Genomic DNA, 16,472 nt, shown 5'->3' with positions numbered 1-16,472 from the left:
AACAGGAAGGCTCCCATGAACCGCCGAAAGACCGCCGTGTCCATCGCTGCCACAACTGCACTCGGAGTGAGCGCTTGCGGGGGCGGTCCGACTGCGCTAGGTGACGATCAGGCGATCTCCAATGGAAAACTGACGCTGGCAGTGGTCACGGATATGTCAGGGACATACTCGGCGTTGACCGGAAAGGGCTCGCTGGAGGCCGTCAAGATGGCGGTCGACGACTACCAGGAGAAGTACGGCTCAGACGCCGTGGCTCAAGAGATCGAGGTCTTGTCCGCCGATCACCAGAATGAGCCGGACATCGCAAACACCAAGGCTCGTGAGCTCTTCGACAGGCAAGGTGCGGACGCGATCTTCGATGTCCCATCCTCTGCAGCCGCCCTCGCGGTGGCTGACCTCGCCGAGGAGTTCCAGCGCATCTACATCAACGTCGCCGCAGGTAGCACCGACCTGACCGGTAGCGCCTGCAACGAGTACACATACCACTGGGCTTACGACACTGAGATGCTCGCGCGCGGAAGCGCTGCCACGTTGACCCAGCGGGGTGAGAAGAACTGGTACATCGTCTATCCCGACTACCAGTTCGGGCAGGACATGACGGCAGCGTTCACGACTCACATCGAGGCAAACGGAGGGAAGGTTCTCGGGACGGACGCAACTCCCTTCCCGAACGACAACTTCGCCGCGTCGATGACGAAGGCGCTGGAGATCAAGCCGGACGTCATCGCCACCATGGCAGCTGGCAGTGACCTGACGAACTTCGTCAAGCAGTACAACGAGTTCGGGCTCGCCGAAGCTGGTATCGAGCTCGCGGTCGGCGCGATGTTCGACACCGATGTGGAGTCGATCGGCGCGACTCAAATGTCTGGAACCCTCTACACCACGGACTGGTTCTGGAATCAGGACGACGAAGCGCGCGAATGGGCGGATGACTTCAAGGCGCGGCTAGATGTGCGTCCTACAGCAGTCCACGCCGGTGACTACTCGGCCGCGACGCAGTACCTAGAAGCGGTTCAGCGCGCTGGAACCGACGACGCGGACGCTGTTGCCGAGGAGCTGGACGGACATGAGTTCGAGGACATGTTTGCCCGCAATGCCCGCGTCAGGTCGGAAGACCACCGGATGATCCACGACTCGTACCTGACGGTGGTCAAGGAGGCCAAGGACGTCCAGGAAGCCTTCGACTACACCGAACTTGTCGAGACGATTCCCGCCGACGAAGCGTTCGGGCCGCCAAGCTCGTCGTGCGACCTCGGCTGACTCGCGGTTCATTGAAACGCAGATGACCACATTCCTTCAGGCTTCCCTCAACGGGCTCGTTTCGGGCGGGTTCTACGCCTTACTGGCAATCGGCCTCGCGGTGATCTACGGAATGCTCAGGGTCGCGAACTTCGCCCACGGAGCGGTGTACATGTTGGGCGCTTTCGGGGCGGTGATCCTGTACGACATGTTCGGTACGCCGTTCTGGGCAGCGCTCGTTGTCGTACCCGTCGTCATTGCCGCGGGGGGAGTTGTCGTCGAGCGGACGCTGATTCGACGTTTGGTTCCTCTCGACCCCGTCTACAACTTCTTGCTGACCTTCGGGTTGGCCCTCATCATCCAGGACCTGGTTCGCCTGAATTACGGAGTGGTCGGTCAACCGTATGCAAAACCTGCCGCCTTGGAAGGCCGCATCAATTTCGGTCCCCTGGAGTACCCGACCTATCAGTTCGTCGTCCTGATCGCTTCCATCGCACTAACTTGTGGGGTCTGGCTGGCGTTGAACAAGACCAAGGTAGGGATGGTGGTGCGCGCTGCGACCGAGCGCCCTTCACTCACCGAGGCCTTCGGCGTCAATGTGAATGTCTGGATGATTCCGGTGTTCGCGTTCGGAGTGGCGCTCGCGGCACTGGCGGGTGTCATGGCCGCACCGATGCGGTCGGTCAACTCTGCAATGGGAGCCGACATTGTAATCATCTTGTTTGCGGTAATCATTATCGGCGGGATGGGATCCGTTCTCGGAGCGGTGTTGGCCGCCTATCTCGTCGGTTTCCTTCAAGAGCTCGCACAGATGTACGTCCCGGCCGCGGCGGGGGCGACGACTTTCATACTCATGGCAGTCGTTCTCGCGGTTCGCCCGTCTGGCTTGCTAGGGCGACAGGAGGCCGCCCGATGATCACCGTCCGACTCGTTCAGTCGGCGCGGCGCAACCAGACGGCCGGTTGGGCCCTCTTGGGGGCAGGCGCGTTGCTTGCGTTGATGTTGCCGTGGCTGGTGTACCCGCCGATCGCGGTAGACATCCTCGCTTGGGCACTGTTCGCCATGTCGATCGACATCCTCTTCGGATATGCCGGCATGCTGTCCTTCGGCCATGCTGCCTTCTGGGGGGTCTCCGCCTATGCCACGGGCTTGGCCGCCATCGAGCTCGGAGTTCCCTTCCCCCTCGCTATCCTTGTTGGCGCCGTCTCAGCGGCGCTGGTGGCCGTTCCAATCGGGCTGGTGGCGGTGCGCACGCATGGCATCTATTTCACGATGGTGACGCTGGCGTTTGCGCAGCTCATCTATTACATCGCCAATCGGTGGAGCTCATTGACGGGAGGCGAGAACGGGCTCCAAGGGATTCCCCGAGACTTCGTCGGACTCGAGTGGTCGGATCCCTTCGTCTACTATCACGCAGCGCTCCTTATAGTGGCGATCGGTTTCTGGGTCGCCTGGCGGTCCGTGAACTCACCGACGGGACAGGTTCTCGTGGCGCTGAGGGCAAATCCGGCGCGCGTGCGAGCCCTTGGCTTCTCCGTGGAGCGTTACCGAGTGTTCGCCTTCGTGCTCTCGGCCTTCCTCGCGGGCATCGCGGGCGGTGTTTATGCGATCGGTCATCGCATGGTGACGCTGCAGGACCTCTACTGGACGACCTCCGGTGAAGGCATCGCTATGGCGGTTCTCGGAGGCACCGCGACACTTTTCGGGTCGATCGTGGGCGCCGCGTTGCTCGTGCTGCTCGAGGACTTCCTTGCGACCTCCGGAATCGAAGCAACCGGCTCTGTTACGGGGGCCGTCTTCGTTCTGATCCTCCTCTTTTTCCGAGGCGGCATCTGGGGCGCTGTGTCTGCCGCGCTCGCGCGCCTGCGCGGCACCTCGCAGGACGACGTCCTGGAACGTCCTCCGCCCACAGGCCCTGCCGTGCCGCCAAGCAACGCCGCCGAAGAGGCAACAACTCAAGGAAGTGATGTGAAGTGACCAACTTGCACCAGCTGTCGGCGACAGAGGTCGTCGCTCTTCTGAAGAGCCAGAAGGTGTCTCCCCTCGAGGTGACGGAGGCCGCGATCTCGCGGATTCAAGACGCGGACGCCGAAATCAATGCTGTTCCCGTGCGCGACTTCGAACGGGCACGCAGTATCGCGAAGGAGTTCCGGTTCGTAGCGGAGAGGCGCGATGATCCGACATATCTCGCCGGGCTGCCGTTCGTCGCCAAGGAGTACAACGACATCGAGGGTCTTCCCACGACCTATGGGTCGACGCTGTACAGGGACAGGACAGCCACGAGCACAGACGTTCCCGTGTCTCGGATCATCTCGAACGGCGGCATCCCGCTCGGGAAAACGAACGTGCCAGAGTTCGCTGGCGCCAACACCTTCAACGCGGTCTACGGTGCCACTCGCAATCCCTGGTGCCTTGACCGCACGGCCGGCGGTTCCTCTGGTGGTGCCGCGGCGTCTCTCGCGAGTCGTACGAGCTGGCTTGCCATGGGTTCCGACCTCGGTGGGAGCCTCCGAATCCCGGCCAGCTTCTGTGGTGTCGTCGGCATGCGTCCGTCGCCGGGTCGGATCGCTCGCGGCGACGCGTGGCCGCGGTACGACGCGTTGTTGGTCGAAGGACCCATGGCGCGCAACGTCACCGACGTTGCCCTGATGTTCGGCGCCCAGGTAGGGCGTAGCGTCGCCGACCCGCTGTCGTGGCCAGCTCCGAGCGACGCGGTCACAGACCGGCTGAGCCGGCTGCTGCCGCCGACACGGGTTGGATTCAGTAGTGACCTCGGGATCGCGCCGGTCGACCCCGAAGTCGCCAGCATCTGTCGATCAGCAGCAGGTCGCCTGGCTGACGTCGGTATTCAGGTGACGGAGGAAGATGTCGACTTCCGCCTCGCGCTCGACGTCTTTGACACGCTGCGCGCGCAACTGCTCTCAGTCGTGCATGGCGACACGGTGCGTCGACACGCTGACCACATTCTTCCCGCGATCGTCAAAAACGTCGAGCAGGGGTTCAACCTCACCGCCGACGACTACCTCGCGGCTGAGACTGGGCGGACACGGGTGTACGAGTACATGCTTCGTATGTTCGACGAGATCGACATCCTTCTATGTCCGACAGTCGCGGTTCCGCCGTTCCCGGTCGACCTAGAATTCCCGACGTCAGTAGCAGGACGCGAGTGCCAGACCTACATCGACTGGATGTTCATGACGTCGTCGCTCACGGTGACCGGTTGCCCGATCGTTTCGATTCCCTGCGGCTTCACGCATGATGGCCTGCCCGTCGGTATCCAGGTCGTGGGGCGGCCCGGCGAAGACGAGCGGGTGATCGGTGCTGCTGCCGTCTTGGAGCGCGAACTCGACCTGACGGGTTCCCTGGCCAGCGTCGCTAGTTGAGCTCGAGAGGATCTCGGATCCTTATACTAGGCGCCGGTCGAGCTAGTGGCAGCAGGCCGACTCGACCTTCGTCGTACCCGGGTCGGCCGGTGTACGCCATGAGGGCCGCTCGCTCACCACCTTCGTGCCGCGGAGTGGTCGGCAGGTCCCGCTGACGCGTTCTCCGCCGCGGGCACGCCTCGCCCAATGTTGCGTTAGGGCGCTCAAGCGCGCCCCAGCGCGTCGATGGCGGCCATTTCTGCATCGCTCAGGCTGAAGTCCGCCACGTCCGCGTTGGACCGGATCCGCTCCTCCTTCGTCGACTTCGGGATGACGACCACCCCGTGCTGGAGGTGCCACCGGATGATCACCTGCGCCGGGGTCCGGCCGTGCGAGGAAGCGATCTCGCCGATCACCGGGTGGTCCAGGGTCCCGCCCCGGAGCGCGCTGTACCCCTCCAGCACGATGTCCCGCGAGCGATGCTCGGATAAAACGGACGAGTCGAACAGCAGCGGGCTCCACTCCACCTGGTTCACCGACGGCTTCTCGCCGGTCGCAGCGGTCACCTCGTCCACGAGCGAGATCGGGAAGTTCGAGACCCCGATGTCCCGGGTCAGCCCCGAGTCCCGGGCCTCGACGAACCGGCGCCACATCTCGACGTCGGCCCCGGCTGAGTCGGCGGGCCAGTGGATCAGCCACAGGTCGACGTGGTCGACCCCCAGGAGCGAGAGGCTCTCCTCCAGCACCGCGAGGCAGGACTCCGCCTTGTGCGGCGGGCACTTGGTCGTGAGGAACAGCTCCTCCCGCGGCACTCCCGCCGAGCGAAGGGCCTGGCCGATCTCGCCCTCGTTGCCGTAGACGTGCGCGGTGTCGATGTGCCGGTAGCCGGCCGACAGGGCGGCAGCGGTCGACCGGGTGGCGTCGTCGCCGGTGATCTGCCAGGTGCCGAAGCCGAGCAGCGGCATCTGCGCACCGCTGGCGAAGGTGGCGACGTCGTCGGGGAGGTGGAGGTCCGTCATGCATCCGAACCTAACCGCGTGGACCCAACGAGAGGTCGGTAGAGTTGGACGCTCGGTTCCCGCGGGAGGGTGCGGGACCACGACGAGGGGATCGGCCGTCCGTTGACCGACCAGATGACCGCCGAAGAGCTGGCGCAGCGCGAGGTCGCCGCGGAGCAGGAGTTCGTCGACGTCGTCTACCGCCAGCTCGAGTCGTCGACCCGGGCTGCCGAGGCGTTGGCGAAGGAGGGGCACGGCCGCGCCCGGCTCGGCCACGAGGGCGGGCTGGTCGAGCGCGACGCCATGGTCTTCCAGGCCGCCAAGCGCATCGCCACGCTCAACGCCGCCCACGAGGGGCTGGTCTTCGGCCGCATCGACCTCAAGGACCCCACCGAGGCCCCCCGCTACATCGGCCGCATCGGGCTCCGCGACGAGAACCGTGACTCGCTGCTGATCGACTGGCGCGCCCCGGCCGCCGCGGTGTTCTACCAGGCCACCCCCGCCGAGCCGCAGGGCGTCGTACGCCGTCGGGTGCTCCGGTGCTCCGGCCGGCGCGTCGTCGGCATCGAGGACGACCTGCTCGACGCCGAGGCCGGCGACGACCTGCCGATCGTCGGCGAGGGCGCCCTGCTCGCCCAGCTCTCCCGCGCCCGCGACCGGTCGATGCACTCGATCGTCGCCACCATCCAGGCCGAGCAGGACAAGGCGATCCGCGCGCCCGCCAAGGGCGTCGTGGAGATCTCCGGCGGCCCAGGCACCGGCAAGACCGTGGTCGCGCTGCACCGCGCGGCCTTCCTGCTCTACACCGACCGGGCGAGGTACGAGCGCGGCGGCGTGCTCGTCGTCGGCCCCTCCGGCGTCTTCATGCGCTACATCGAGCGGGTCCTGCCCTCGCTCGGCGAGACCGCGGTGGCGCTCCGCTCGCTCGGCGAGGTCGTCGACGGGATCCGCGGCACCCGTCACGACGCCCCCGACGTCGCTGCCGTGAAGGGTTCGCGGCGGATGGCCGAGCTGCTCCGGCGTACGGCGCGGCAGGCGGTGCCCGGCGCCCCGCGGGAGTTCCGCACGTTCTACCGCGACGACTCGCTCGTCCTCTCCGGCCGCGACCTCGCCCGGGTCCGCCGCAGCCTGCTGTCGCAGGGCAAGCGCAACCGCCAGGTCGACCGTGTCGCCACCGCGCTCGTCGACGCCCTGTGGCGCCAGGTGCGCGGCGAGCGGGCGCTCGAGCGCGGCCGCGAGGACTTCGTCGACACGATGCTCTCCGACGACAAGTTCCTGCTCTTCGTGCGCGAGTGGTGGCCGGCGCTCGACGCCACCGAGGTGCTCCGCTGGCTCCGCGACCCCGAGCTCCTCGGCCGCGTCGCCGAAGGCGTCCTGTCGCCGGACGACGTGCGGGTGCTGAGCCGCCCCGACGCCTGGCACGACGACTGGTCGGTCGAGGACGTGCCGCTGCTCGACGAGCTCCGCTACCAGCTCGGCGACCCGCCGGAGCGCAACGACCCCGACGAGGAGCGCGACCCGCTCGCCCACCTCGTCGACGCGAACATGCCGGAGCTCACCACGATCACCGACCGCGAGTTCTCCGGCCCGCGCACCGCGAACCGCACCGAGGACGACACCTACGCCCACGTGCTCGTCGACGAGGCGCAGGACCTCTCCCCGATGCAGTGGCGGATGGTCGGCCGGCGCGGCCCCACCGCCACCTGGACCGTCGTCGGCGACCCCGCCCAGTCGTCCTGGCCGTTCCCCGAGGAGGCCGCGGCGGCCCGCGAGGAGGCGCTCTTCGGGGGCGCTGGCGAAGGTGAGCGGTCAGGCCGACGCAACCAATGGTCGTGGACACGCCGACCACGACACACATTCCACCTGGGCACGAACTACCGCAACAGCGCGGAGATCTACCAGCACGCCGCGGAGTACGCCGCCCGCGTCGGCCTCGACGTCGACCTCCCCGATGCCGTACGCCGGACCGGCGTCGCCCCTGCCGAGCTGGTCGTGGACGACCTCGAAGCCGGTGTCCGCAAGGCCGTCGGCGAGCTGCTCGACGAGCTCGACGGCACCGTCGGCATCGTCGTGCCCGTCGCCATGCGCGAGGAGGTCGCCCGCTGGACCGAGGGGTGGCCCGAGGTCGCGGAGGCGCGCACGGGTGGCGACGAGGCGCGGCTGCCGGTGCTGACCGGGCTCGACACCAAGGGGCTCGAGTTCGACGGCATCGTCGTGGTCGACCCGCAGGCGATCGAGGAGGAGTCGGCGACCGGGCGAGCGACGCTCTACGTCGTGCTCACCCGCGCCACCCAGCGGCTGGTCACCGTCAGCGCCCGCTGACCGGCGAGTCAGGAACGAAAGGCCGAAAAAACCACGACGGGGCCGGGCCCCCAAGGCCCTGCCCCAGTCGCGGTATCCCCGTTTCTGAACGTCCCCCGTGATCCCGGCTCGGGACCCCCTGCCCCCTCACCTGGAATCGGCGCACCCCCCGGGCGCCTGGCTCGGAGCCCCCCGACTCCTCCCCTTCACGGGGTTCATCCTGACCCACTTCGCCGGCAACGCGAAGGGCAGAATGTCCGTTTACCCTCGACCCCAAGGTCCCCACCTGGTCCCGAGGACGTAGGTCCCGACACGCTGGCTGAACGGTCGCCCGCGCGTGTCGCCGGGCCACCTGCTTTCCGCCCCTCAGGAACCCGCCGGATGGACCGTTCGGGAGCGGTAGCGTTGCCCGTCATGGAGAGCCGCCCCTCGCCCGACCCCCGCGCCGCCCTCGACGCGCTGCAGGGGCACGAGGCCTGGGCGGTCATCCGGCTCCGGGACTCCGCGACGGTGACGCTCGTCGGCGGCCGCCGCACCGAGGTCGAGTCGCTGCTCGACGTACCGCTGGAGGAGGGGGCTCCCGAGCCCGGTCGCCGGTTCGACCGGCTCCTCGCCGTCCCGTTCCGCCAGGTCACCGAGCGCGGGTTCGAGGCGCACGACGACGGCGCGCCGTTGACCGTCGTGGAGATCGACACCGAGACCGAGGTGCCGCTCGCCGACCTGCTCGAGGCGCTCCCGGACGAGCCGGTCGAGTTCGAGGACCGCGGCGGCTTCGAGACCACCGACGCCGAGTACGCCGACGTGGTGCGCCGGATCATCGACGACGAGATCGGCAACGGTGAAGGGGCGAACCTCGTCGTCGGCCGCCACTACCGCGCGAAGGTCGCCGACTGGGACGCCGCCAAGGCGCTCACCGTGCTGCGCCGGCTGCTGGAACGCGAGCGCGGCGCCTACTGGACCTACTGCTTCTTCACCGGGGACCGCTACCTCGTCGGCGCCAGCCCCGAGCGGCACGTCTCCGTCCACGGCGGCGACGTGCGGATGAACCCGATCAGCGGCACCTTCCGGCTGCGTGGGGTCCCCGAGCACGAGCGCAAGCAGCGGCTGCTGGAGTTCCTCGCCGACGAGAAGGAGATCTACGAGCTCTTCATGGTCGTCGACGAGGAGCTCAAGATGATGTGCGACATCTGCAACGAGGGCGGCCAGGTGCTCGGGCCGTTCCTCAAGCCGATGACGCACCTCGTGCACACCGAGTACGTCCTCGCCGGCCGCACCTCCCGCGACGTCCGCGCGGTCCTCCGCGACACAATGTTCGCCGCCACGGTGACCGGCGCGCCGGTGGAGAACGCCTGCAAGCTGATCAAGAGGTACGAGGTCGAGGGGCGCGGCTACTACGGCGCCGCCCTCGCCCTGCTGGGCCGCGACGCCCAGGGCGCACCGACCGCCGACAGCCCGATCGTCATCCGCACCGCCGACGTCAGCCCGGCCGGCGAGCTCAAGGTCACCGCCGGCGCGACGCTGGTCCGCGACTCCGACCCCGACTACGAGGTCGCCGAGACCTGGGCGAAAGCCGGCGGCATCCTCCAGGCCTTCGGGCTCGGCGACGCCCCGTCCGCGCCGGCCGAAGGTGTCGCGGAGCTCGCCCGCGACGAGGACGTGCTGATCGCCCTGGCCTCGCGCAACCAGCGGCTCTCGAAGTTCTGGCTCACCGACCAGGGCGGGGCCCCGCCGACGCCGGAGCTCAAGGGGCGGACGGCGGCGATCCTCGAGGGCGAGGACGACTTCGTCAACATGCTCCGCCACGTCCTCGACGTGCTCGGGATGAGCTCGACGGTGGTGCAGCACGACGAGTACGTCGAGGGCGCGCTCGACGGCTACGACCTGGTGATCGTCGGCCCCGGTCCCGGTGACCCGCGCGACGGCACGAGCCCGAAGATCGCGACCTTCCGAGCCGCCACCGAGCGGCTGCTGGCGTCCGAGCGGCCGTTCCTCAGCGTGTGCCTCGGCCACCAGGTGCTCTGCGACCGGCTCGGGATCCCCCTTGCCTACAAGGACATCGTCTTCCAGGGCACGCAGTCGCGGGTGGAGCTCGCCCCACTGGTCCGCGGCCGCGGTGAGGAGGTCGTCGGCTTCTACAACACCTTCGTCGGCCGTCCGGGTCCGTCGCTGCCCGAGGGGGTCGCCGTCGCGACCGACCCCGCCAGCGGTGACGTGCACATGGTGGCCGGTCCGCACTTCCGCGGGGTGCAGTTCCACGCCGAGTCGATCCTGACCGAGAACGGCTTCGAGCTGCTCCGCGGCATGATCCTGGACCTCTTGTCACCTTGACAACCAATGTCGTCGTGGTGGACCACTACGACTCCTACACCTGGAACCTCGTCCACCTCGTCGCCTCGGTGACCGGCGTCCTCCCGACCGTCGTGGAGCACGACCAGGTCATCGTCGAGCAGCTCGCGCCCTTCACCCACGTCGTGCTCTCACCCGGCCCGGGCACCCCCGACGACCCCGCCGACTTCGGCGTCGGCCGGGAGGTGCTGCTCCGGGCGGCCACCCCGGTCCTCGGCGTCTGCCTCGGGATGCAGGGGCTCGTCTCGACGTACGGCGGACGCGTGGTCGCGGTCGAGCCGGCGCACGGCGAGGTGGCGACCGTGACGCACGACGGGGCCGGCCTCTTCTCGGGGATCCCGTCCCCGGTGCGGGTGGTGCGCTACCACTCGCTGGCCGCCGTCGAGGTGCCGCCGGAGCTGCGGGTGACCGCGACGTCCGAGGACGGTGTCGTCATGGGGGTGGAGCACCGGACGCTCCCGCTGGCCGGCGTGCAGTTCCACCCCGAGTCGGTGCTGAGCGAGCACGGGGAGCGGCTGGTGGCGAACTTCCTGGAGCCCCGGTGAACGCGCTCGCGGACGCGGCCGGCGCACCACGGGTCTTCTGGCTGCCGGGGACCTCTGCGCGGACCGGGGCGCCGCCGACGCCCTGGTCCGGGGGGTCGTCCCTGCTGGGCGTGCTCGCCGACGACGACGTGTCGCTCACCTTCGACGCTGGTCGCGGCGAGGTGCTGAGGCACCAGGGCGGCACGGCGGTGCCGGTCGGCCACGACGTCTTCGCCGTCCTCGAGGAGGAACTGGCCCGGGACGCCGGGGACCCGGAGGTGTGGTGGGTCGGCTACGTCGGCTACGGCTGCCGGACCGACCTGCCCGGACGGCCCGCCGACCCGGCGAGCGGCGTACCCGACGCGGTCTGGATGCGGCTCCGCTCGCCTCAGGTGGTGTCGAGCCGCCCCTCGTGGCGCGAAACCGCGCCACGAGGGGCGGCTCAACGACCAAACGCGCGCCACGAGGGGCGGCTCAACACCAAGGTGACCGAGGAGTACGCGGAGGCGTTCGTGGAGGTCCAGCGCCAGCTCCGGAGGGGCAACTCCTACGAGGTCAACCTGACCTACCGGGAGCAGCTCCGCACGAGCACCGACCCGGTCACGGCGTACCTCCGGCTCAGCGAGCTCAACCCCGCGCCCTACGCCGGGTACCTGCGCCACCCGACCGCCGCGGGCAGCGTGCACCTCGTCGGCTCGAGCCCGGAGCGCTACGCCCGGATCGACGCCGACCGGGTGCTCGAGGCGCGGCCGATCAAGGGCACCACACCGCGTGGCGCGACTGCTGCGGAGGACGCGCGCGAGAGGGAGCGGCTGGGGTCGGACCGCAAGTTCCTGGCCGAGAACCTGATGATCGTCGACCTGCTCCGCAACGACCTGTCGATGGTCTGCGAGCCCGGCACGGTGGCGGTGCCGTCGCTGATGACGGTGGAGTCCTACGCGTCGGTGCACCAGCTCGTGTCGACCGTGCGAGGGCGGCTGCGCGACGACGTGTCGACCGTGGAGGCGCTGCGGGCGCTGTTCCCGGCCGGCTCGATGACCGGCGCGCCGAAGCGGCGGACGATGGAGATCATCGACGCGGTGGAGAGCACGCCGCGGGGCGTCTACTCCGGCGCTTTCGGCTGGATCACCGCCGACGGGCGGGCCGATCTCGGCGTCATCATCCGGACGCTGGTGGCGACGCCGGACGGTGGGGAGTGGCGCTACGAGTGGGGGACCGGGGGCGGGATCACCGTCCGCTCCGACCTCGACGAGGAGTGGGCCGAGACGCAGTGGAAGGCCGCCCGTTTGCGGGCGGCCCTCCAGGGGTGAGCGTCAGTCGTCCTCGGAGCCGGGGCCGGTGCCCTGGTCCTGCTGCCCCTCGTCGCTGTCGAGGGTGGCCTGCAGCTCGATGGTCTCGTCGCCGCGCACGACCGTGAGCGTGACCTCGTCGTCCGGGCGGTGGCCGCGGATGGTCGCGACGAGCGACTCCGAGTCGGAGATGACGTCGTCGTCGACGCGGGTGACGACGTCGCCCTCGCGGAGCCCGGCCTCGTCGGCGGCCGACCCCTCCTCGACCCGCTCGACCGCGGCGCCGGTCGCGGAGCCCGGCTCGGTGCCGGAGTTGGACACCTCGACCCCGAGCCGCGCGTGGGTGGGCGTCTCGCCGGCGCGGAGCTGCTCGACGATCGGCAGCACCTTGCTGATCGGGATCGAGAAGCCGAGCCCGATCGAGCCGCCCTCGCCGCCGAGCCCGGAGCTGGCGGTGCGGATCGAGGAGTTGATGCCGACGACCTCGCCGGCGAGGTTGACCAGCGGGCCGCCGGAGTTGCCGGGGTTGATCGCCGCGTCGGTCTGGATCGCGGGGTACGTCGTGTCGCCGGAGTCGCCGGTGACGGTGACCGGGCGGTTCAGCGAGCTGACGATGCCGCTGGTGACCGTCGCCTGGAGGCCGAACGGCGAGCCGATCGCGACGACGTCCTCGCCCACGTCGAGGGAGTCGGAGTCGCCGATGGCCGCCGGCGTCAGGCCGCTGACGTCGTCGGCCTTGATGACGGCGAGGTCGGTGAGCGGGTCGGTGCCCACCACGGACGCGGAGGCGCTGGAGCCGTCGTTGAAGCTGACGGTGATCCGCGGCTCGTCGCCGCCCACCTCGACGACGTGGTAGTTGGTGAGGATCTCGCCGTCGGAGCTGATGATCACGCCCGACCCGGATCCGCCCTGCTGCTCCTCGCCGCCGAGCTGGGGGACGCCCGACGAGCCACCGACGACGGTGATCTTCACGACCGACGGGAGCACCTGCGCGGCGACCGCCTCGGGGGAGCCGTCGGGAGCGGGGGAGTCGTCACCGCCGCTGCGGACCGGGCTGACCGTGCGGGTGCTCGGGGACGAAGAGGTCGCGGGGTCGTCGTCGAGCGCCGCGTAGCCCGCCGCGCCGCCGACGCCACCGAGCAGCCCGAGGACGAGGGCGCCGGCGAGGATGCCCGCGCCGCGGCCGCCGCGCCCCTTGCGAGGCGGCTCCTGACCGGGCGGGGGGCCGAGGGGCGGGAGCACGGCGGTGTTCTCGTGGTCGCCGTAACGGTGGGTGAACTCGCTCATGGCTCCACGGTGCCCAACGGATCTGAAACCGAACTGAGAGGGGCCTAGGACTTGGCTTCCGATCCTGCGGTGTCCGTGACGGGCTCCGTGGCGGCCTCCTCCAGCGGCGGCAGCCACAGCCAGAACGCCGCCCCGCCGCCCTCGGCCGCACCCGCGCGCACCATGCCGCCGTGCCGCTCGGTGATCGCGCGCACGATCGAGAGCCCCAGCCCCGAGCCGGGCATCGTCCGCGACTCGCGGGAGCGGTAGAACCGCTCGAAGACGTGCGGCAGGTCCTCCTCGGCGATGCCGGGCCCCTGGTCGGCGACGTAGAGCACGCCGCGCTCGAGCCGCACGGTGACCGTCCCGCCGGGCGGGCTCCACTTCACCGCGTTGTCGAGCAGGTTGGTCACCGCGCGCTCCAGGGCGGCCGCCTCGCCGGTCACCCGCCACGGCTCGACGTGCACGTCGAGCTGCAGCCCACCGGCCCGGCGGCGTACCCGCGCCAAGGCGTGCTCGACGACGTCGGCCACGTCGACCGGCTCGAGCTGCGAGGGGATCGGCTCGTCGCGCGCCAGCTCGGTGAGGTCGCCGATCAACGTCGTGAGCTCGTCGATCTGGAACAGCACGTCGCCCATCAGCTCCGCTCGCGCAGCCTCGGAGAGCCCGCCGCGCGCGTCGGCCTGGATCAGCAGGTCGAGGTTGGTCCGCAGCGACGTGAGCGGCGTGCGGAGCTCGTGGCCGGCGTCCGCGACCAGCCGCCGCTGCCGCTCCTGGCTCGCCGACAGCGCCGCCAGCATCCGGTTGAACGTCATCGCCAGCGTGGCGACCTCGTCGTCGGTGCCCTCGACGGGGATCGGGTCGAGCTTCTGGGTCCGGGCGATCTCCTCGACGGCGTTGCTGAGCCGGCGTACCGGCCGCAACCCCTGCTGGGCGACCGCCCACCCCGCGAACGCCGCCGCGACGACGCCCGCCAGCCCGGCGAGGGCGAGCAGGAACCCGAGCTGCTTCAGGGCGTCCTGCGTCGGCTCCAGCGACTGCGCGAGGATCATCGCGGTCCCGTCGACCGGCCCCGGCACTGCGACGACGCGGTAGCGGTCGCCCGACGACGTCGCGGTCCGCGCCGACCGGTCGAGCATCCCGCGGGCCACGTCGAGCTCGGCCCGGCCCAGCTCGATGCGGTCGTCACCGCGGCCGTCCTGCGCGATCACCCGCCCCCGGTCGGCGGAGAGCACCGCGTAGTGGATGTCGGCCGCGCCGAGCAGCCACGCCGCCGTCCCGCCGTCGCTGAGGATGTCGACGTCGACGTCGGCCAGGGTCGCGGCCCGCTCGTACAGCGACGCGTCGAGCGACGCGACGAGCTGGTGCCGCACGGTGACGTACGCCGCAGCCGCGACCGAGGCCACGAAGAACCCCACGGCCAGCGTCGTCAGCAGCGCGACCCGGGCGGCGAGGCTCCCGCGGAACCGCATCAGCCTTCCCTGAGCACGTAGCCCACGCCGCGCACCGTGTGGATCAGCCGCGGCTCGCCCTCGGCCTCGGTCTTGCGGCGCAGGTACCCCACGTAGACCTCGAGGCTGTTCGCGGTCGTCGGGAAGTCGTAGCCCCAGACCTCCTCGAGGATGAACGACCGGTCGAGCACCCGCCGCGGACGGCGCAGGAACATCTCCAGCAGCGCGAACTCGGTGCGGGTCAGGTCGATCAGCCGGCCACCCCGGCGTACCTCACGGGTGACGGGGTTGAGCGTCAGGTCCGAGAACGAGAGCTGCTCGGCGTCGAGGTCGTCGCCGCCGCTCGCCGGGGCGCTGCGCCGCAGCAGCGCGCGCAGCCGGGCCAGCAGCTCCTCGAGGGCGAACGGCTTGGTGAGGTAGTCGTCGGCCCCCGCGTCCAGCCCCTCGACCCGGTCGCCCACCGAGTCGCGGGCGGTGAGGACGAGGATCGGCAGGTCGTTGCCGGCGGCGCGGAGCGCCCGGGTCGCCTCGATGCCGTCGAGCCGCGGCATCATCACGTCCATCACGACCGCGTCGGGGTTCACCTGCCCGATCGCGGCCAGGGCCTCGGCCCCGTCGGAGGCGAGCGCGACCTCGTAGCCGTTGAACTCCAGCGACCTGCGCAGCGACTCCCGCACCGCCCGGTCGTCGTCGACGACGAAGACCCGGGGACGGCTGGTGTCGGTCACGGGGTCCAGGGTGCCACCGGACCCTGAAACGGCGCTGAGCGACTCGGGGTCAGTTCACGACGCGGGCGAGCCGGTCGACCAGCGCGTCCGAGGTGCGCCGGACGATCGACATCACGTGGTCGAATCCCTCGTCGCCGCCGTAGTACGGGTCCGGGACGTCGCGGTCGCCGTCGTCCGCGAGCGGGTCGAAGTCGCGGAAGAGCCGCAGCCGCTCCTCGGTGCCGGCCAGGTCGGTGGCGAGCTCGCGCAGGTCGGCGTGGTTCTGCGCGTCCATCGCCAGGACCAGGTCGTGCTCGTCGTGCCAGGACGGCTGGAACTGCTGGGCCCGGTGGCGGGTGGCGTCGTACCCGTGGCTGGTGAGGACCGCGGCGGCCCGCCGGTCCATCGGCCCGCCGACGTGCCAGTCGCCGGTGCCGGCGCTGACCACCTCGACCCGGTCGTCGAGCCCGGCGTCCGCGATGGCGGCCGAGAGCACGACGTGCGCCATCGGCGAGCGGCAGATGTTGCCGAGGCAGACCACCGCGATCGAGTAGCTCCCCGGGTTCCTCGGCGGCGGGAGGTCAGTCATCCTGCAGCACCCCGTTGAGCACCGCGCCGACGATCGAGATCACGATCGAGCCGAGCACGGCCGACCAGAACCCGTCGACGGTGAAGTCGAGCTCGAACGCCTCCGCCAGGCGGCTGGTCAGCAGCAGCATCAGGGCGTTGATGACGAGCAGCAGCAGCCCCAGCGTCAGGATGATGAACGGCAGCGAGACCAGCTTGACCACCGGCGCGACGAACGCGTTGACGAGGCCGAAGATCAGCGCCACCACGAGCAGCGTCACGACGCGGTCGCTGGTGTCGGCCCCGCCCACCTCGATGCCGTCGAACAGCCACGCGGCGGCCGCGAGGGCGAGGGCGTTGACGACGAGACGGACCAGGAAGCTCACGCCCACGATCCTGGCACGGGGGCGGCGACGGGTGCT

The 16,472-nt window shown here is 69.9% G+C and carries 14 protein-coding genes; 8 read left to right on the top strand and 6 right to left on the bottom strand.

The features are described 5' to 3' along the window. The first annotated feature begins 15 nt into the window (after window positions 1-15). The 4 genes from FIP57_RS08705 to FIP57_RS08690 are packed head-to-tail and all read left to right on the top strand — an operon-like array spanning window position 16 to window position 4,622. Complete coding sequence (locus tag FIP57_RS08705; protein ID WP_148573149.1) at window positions 16-1,260, top strand: ABC transporter substrate-binding protein; 1,245 nt, start codon at window positions 16-18, stop codon at window positions 1,258-1,260. Between the two features lie 22 nt (window positions 1,261-1,282). Next, window positions 1,283-2,155 (top strand): branched-chain amino acid ABC transporter permease, encoded by an 873-nt coding sequence (locus FIP57_RS08700; protein ID WP_148573148.1) that lies wholly within the window; start codon window positions 1,283-1,285, stop codon window positions 2,153-2,155. Then, complete coding sequence (locus FIP57_RS08695) at window positions 2,152-3,216, top strand: branched-chain amino acid ABC transporter permease (RefSeq protein ID WP_148573147.1); 1,065 nt, start codon at window positions 2,152-2,154, stop codon at window positions 3,214-3,216. The genes FIP57_RS08700 and FIP57_RS08695 overlap by 4 nt, the downstream gene beginning before the upstream one ends. Beyond that, entirely contained in the window at window positions 3,213-4,622 is a 1,410-nt protein-coding gene (locus FIP57_RS08690) for an amidase (RefSeq protein ID WP_203231139.1), read from the top strand. Before FIP57_RS08695 ends, FIP57_RS08690 begins: the two co-directional genes overlap by 4 nt. A gap of 203 nt (window positions 4,623-4,825) precedes the next feature. Here the strand turns inward: FIP57_RS08690 and FIP57_RS08685 are convergent, their stop codons facing one another. Next, the gene (locus FIP57_RS08685) at window positions 4,826-5,620 is read right to left on the bottom strand and encodes an aldo/keto reductase (protein WP_203231138.1); all 795 of its coding nucleotides are present in this window, start codon (window positions 5,618-5,620) and stop codon (window positions 4,826-4,828) included. A gap of 69 nt (window positions 5,621-5,689) precedes the next feature. On the opposite strand from FIP57_RS08685, the gene FIP57_RS08680 reads away from it, so the two are divergent. From FIP57_RS08680 to FIP57_RS08665, 4 genes are all read left to right on the top strand, one after another. Beyond that, entirely contained in the window at window positions 5,690-7,921 is a 2,232-nt protein-coding gene (locus tag FIP57_RS08680; protein ID WP_338039899.1) for a HelD family protein, read from the top strand. Window positions 7,922-8,314: 393 nt separating this feature from the next. Continuing rightward, complete coding sequence (locus FIP57_RS08675) at window positions 8,315-10,228, top strand: anthranilate synthase family protein (protein ID WP_148573146.1); 1,914 nt, start codon at window positions 8,315-8,317, stop codon at window positions 10,226-10,228. Continuing rightward, a complete protein-coding gene (locus FIP57_RS08670; protein WP_148573145.1) occupies window positions 10,225-10,791 on the top strand; it encodes an anthranilate synthase component II in 567 nt (188 codons plus the stop codon). Before FIP57_RS08675 ends, FIP57_RS08670 begins: the two co-directional genes overlap by 4 nt. Beyond that, window positions 10,788-12,080 (top strand): anthranilate synthase component I family protein, encoded by a 1,293-nt coding sequence (locus FIP57_RS08665; protein ID WP_203231137.1) that lies wholly within the window; start codon window positions 10,788-10,790, stop codon window positions 12,078-12,080. Before FIP57_RS08670 ends, FIP57_RS08665 begins: the two co-directional genes overlap by 4 nt. Window positions 12,081-12,083: 3 nt before the next feature. Here the strand turns inward: FIP57_RS08665 and FIP57_RS08660 are convergent, their stop codons facing one another. From FIP57_RS08660 to FIP57_RS08640, 5 genes are read right to left on the bottom strand one after another with little or no spacing between them, the layout of a single operon-like run. Further along, entirely contained in the window at window positions 12,084-13,346 is a 1,263-nt protein-coding gene (locus FIP57_RS08660; protein WP_148573144.1) for a S1C family serine protease, read from the bottom strand. A 44-nt stretch (window positions 13,347-13,390) separates the two neighbouring features. Then, window positions 13,391-14,797, bottom strand: a complete 1,407-nt coding sequence (locus tag FIP57_RS08655) for a sensor histidine kinase (protein WP_148573143.1) — start codon at window positions 14,795-14,797, stop codon at window positions 13,391-13,393. Continuing rightward, the gene (locus FIP57_RS08650) at window positions 14,797-15,504 is read right to left on the bottom strand and encodes a response regulator transcription factor (protein ID WP_148573142.1); all 708 of its coding nucleotides are present in this window, start codon (window positions 15,502-15,504) and stop codon (window positions 14,797-14,799) included. Before FIP57_RS08650 ends, FIP57_RS08655 begins: the two co-directional genes overlap by 1 nt. A gap of 49 nt (window positions 15,505-15,553) precedes the next feature. After that, window positions 15,554-16,072: a low molecular weight protein-tyrosine-phosphatase gene (locus FIP57_RS08645; RefSeq protein WP_148573141.1), complete on the bottom strand. Its 519-nt coding sequence runs from the start codon at window positions 16,070-16,072 to the stop codon at window positions 15,554-15,556. Then, window positions 16,065-16,436 (bottom strand): phage holin family protein, encoded by a 372-nt coding sequence (locus FIP57_RS08640; protein ID WP_148573140.1) that lies wholly within the window; start codon window positions 16,434-16,436, stop codon window positions 16,065-16,067. The genes FIP57_RS08645 and FIP57_RS08640 overlap by 8 nt, the downstream gene beginning before the upstream one ends. Between the last annotated feature and the right edge of the window lie 36 nt (window positions 16,437-16,472).

This window comes from Nocardioides caldifontis (assembly GCF_008087345.1).
GTDB lineage: Bacteria > Actinomycetota > Actinomycetes > Propionibacteriales > Nocardioidaceae > Marmoricola_A > Marmoricola_A caldifontis.
The sequence above is the reverse complement of the archived record's forward strand: the minus strand, read 5'-3'. Positions and strand labels throughout refer to the sequence as shown.

Excerpts from the sequence above, each read along its gene's own strand:
- FIP57_RS08705 (WP_148573149.1), top strand. The coding sequence starts at position 16 with ATGAACCGCCGAAAGACCGCCGTGTCCATCGCTGCCACAACTGCACTC.
- FIP57_RS08700 (WP_148573148.1), top strand. The coding sequence starts at position 1,283 with ATGACCACATTCCTTCAGGCTTCCCTCAACGGGCTCGTTTCGGGCGGG.
- FIP57_RS08695 (WP_148573147.1), top strand. The coding sequence starts at position 2,152 with ATGATCACCGTCCGACTCGTTCAGTCGGCGCGGCGCAACCAGACGGCC.
- FIP57_RS08685 (WP_203231138.1), bottom strand. The coding sequence starts at position 5,620 with ATGACGGACCTCCACCTCCCCGACGACGTCGCCACCTTCGCCAGCGGT.
- FIP57_RS08675 (WP_148573146.1), top strand. The coding sequence starts at position 8,315 with ATGGAGAGCCGCCCCTCGCCCGACCCCCGCGCCGCCCTCGACGCGCTG.
- FIP57_RS08660 (WP_148573144.1), bottom strand. The coding sequence starts at position 13,346 with ATGAGCGAGTTCACCCACCGTTACGGCGACCACGAGAACACCGCCGTG.
- FIP57_RS08655 (WP_148573143.1), bottom strand. The coding sequence starts at position 14,797 with ATGCGGTTCCGCGGGAGCCTCGCCGCCCGGGTCGCGCTGCTGACGACG.
- FIP57_RS08645 (WP_148573141.1), bottom strand. The coding sequence starts at position 16,072 with ATGACTGACCTCCCGCCGCCGAGGAACCCGGGGAGCTACTCGATCGCG.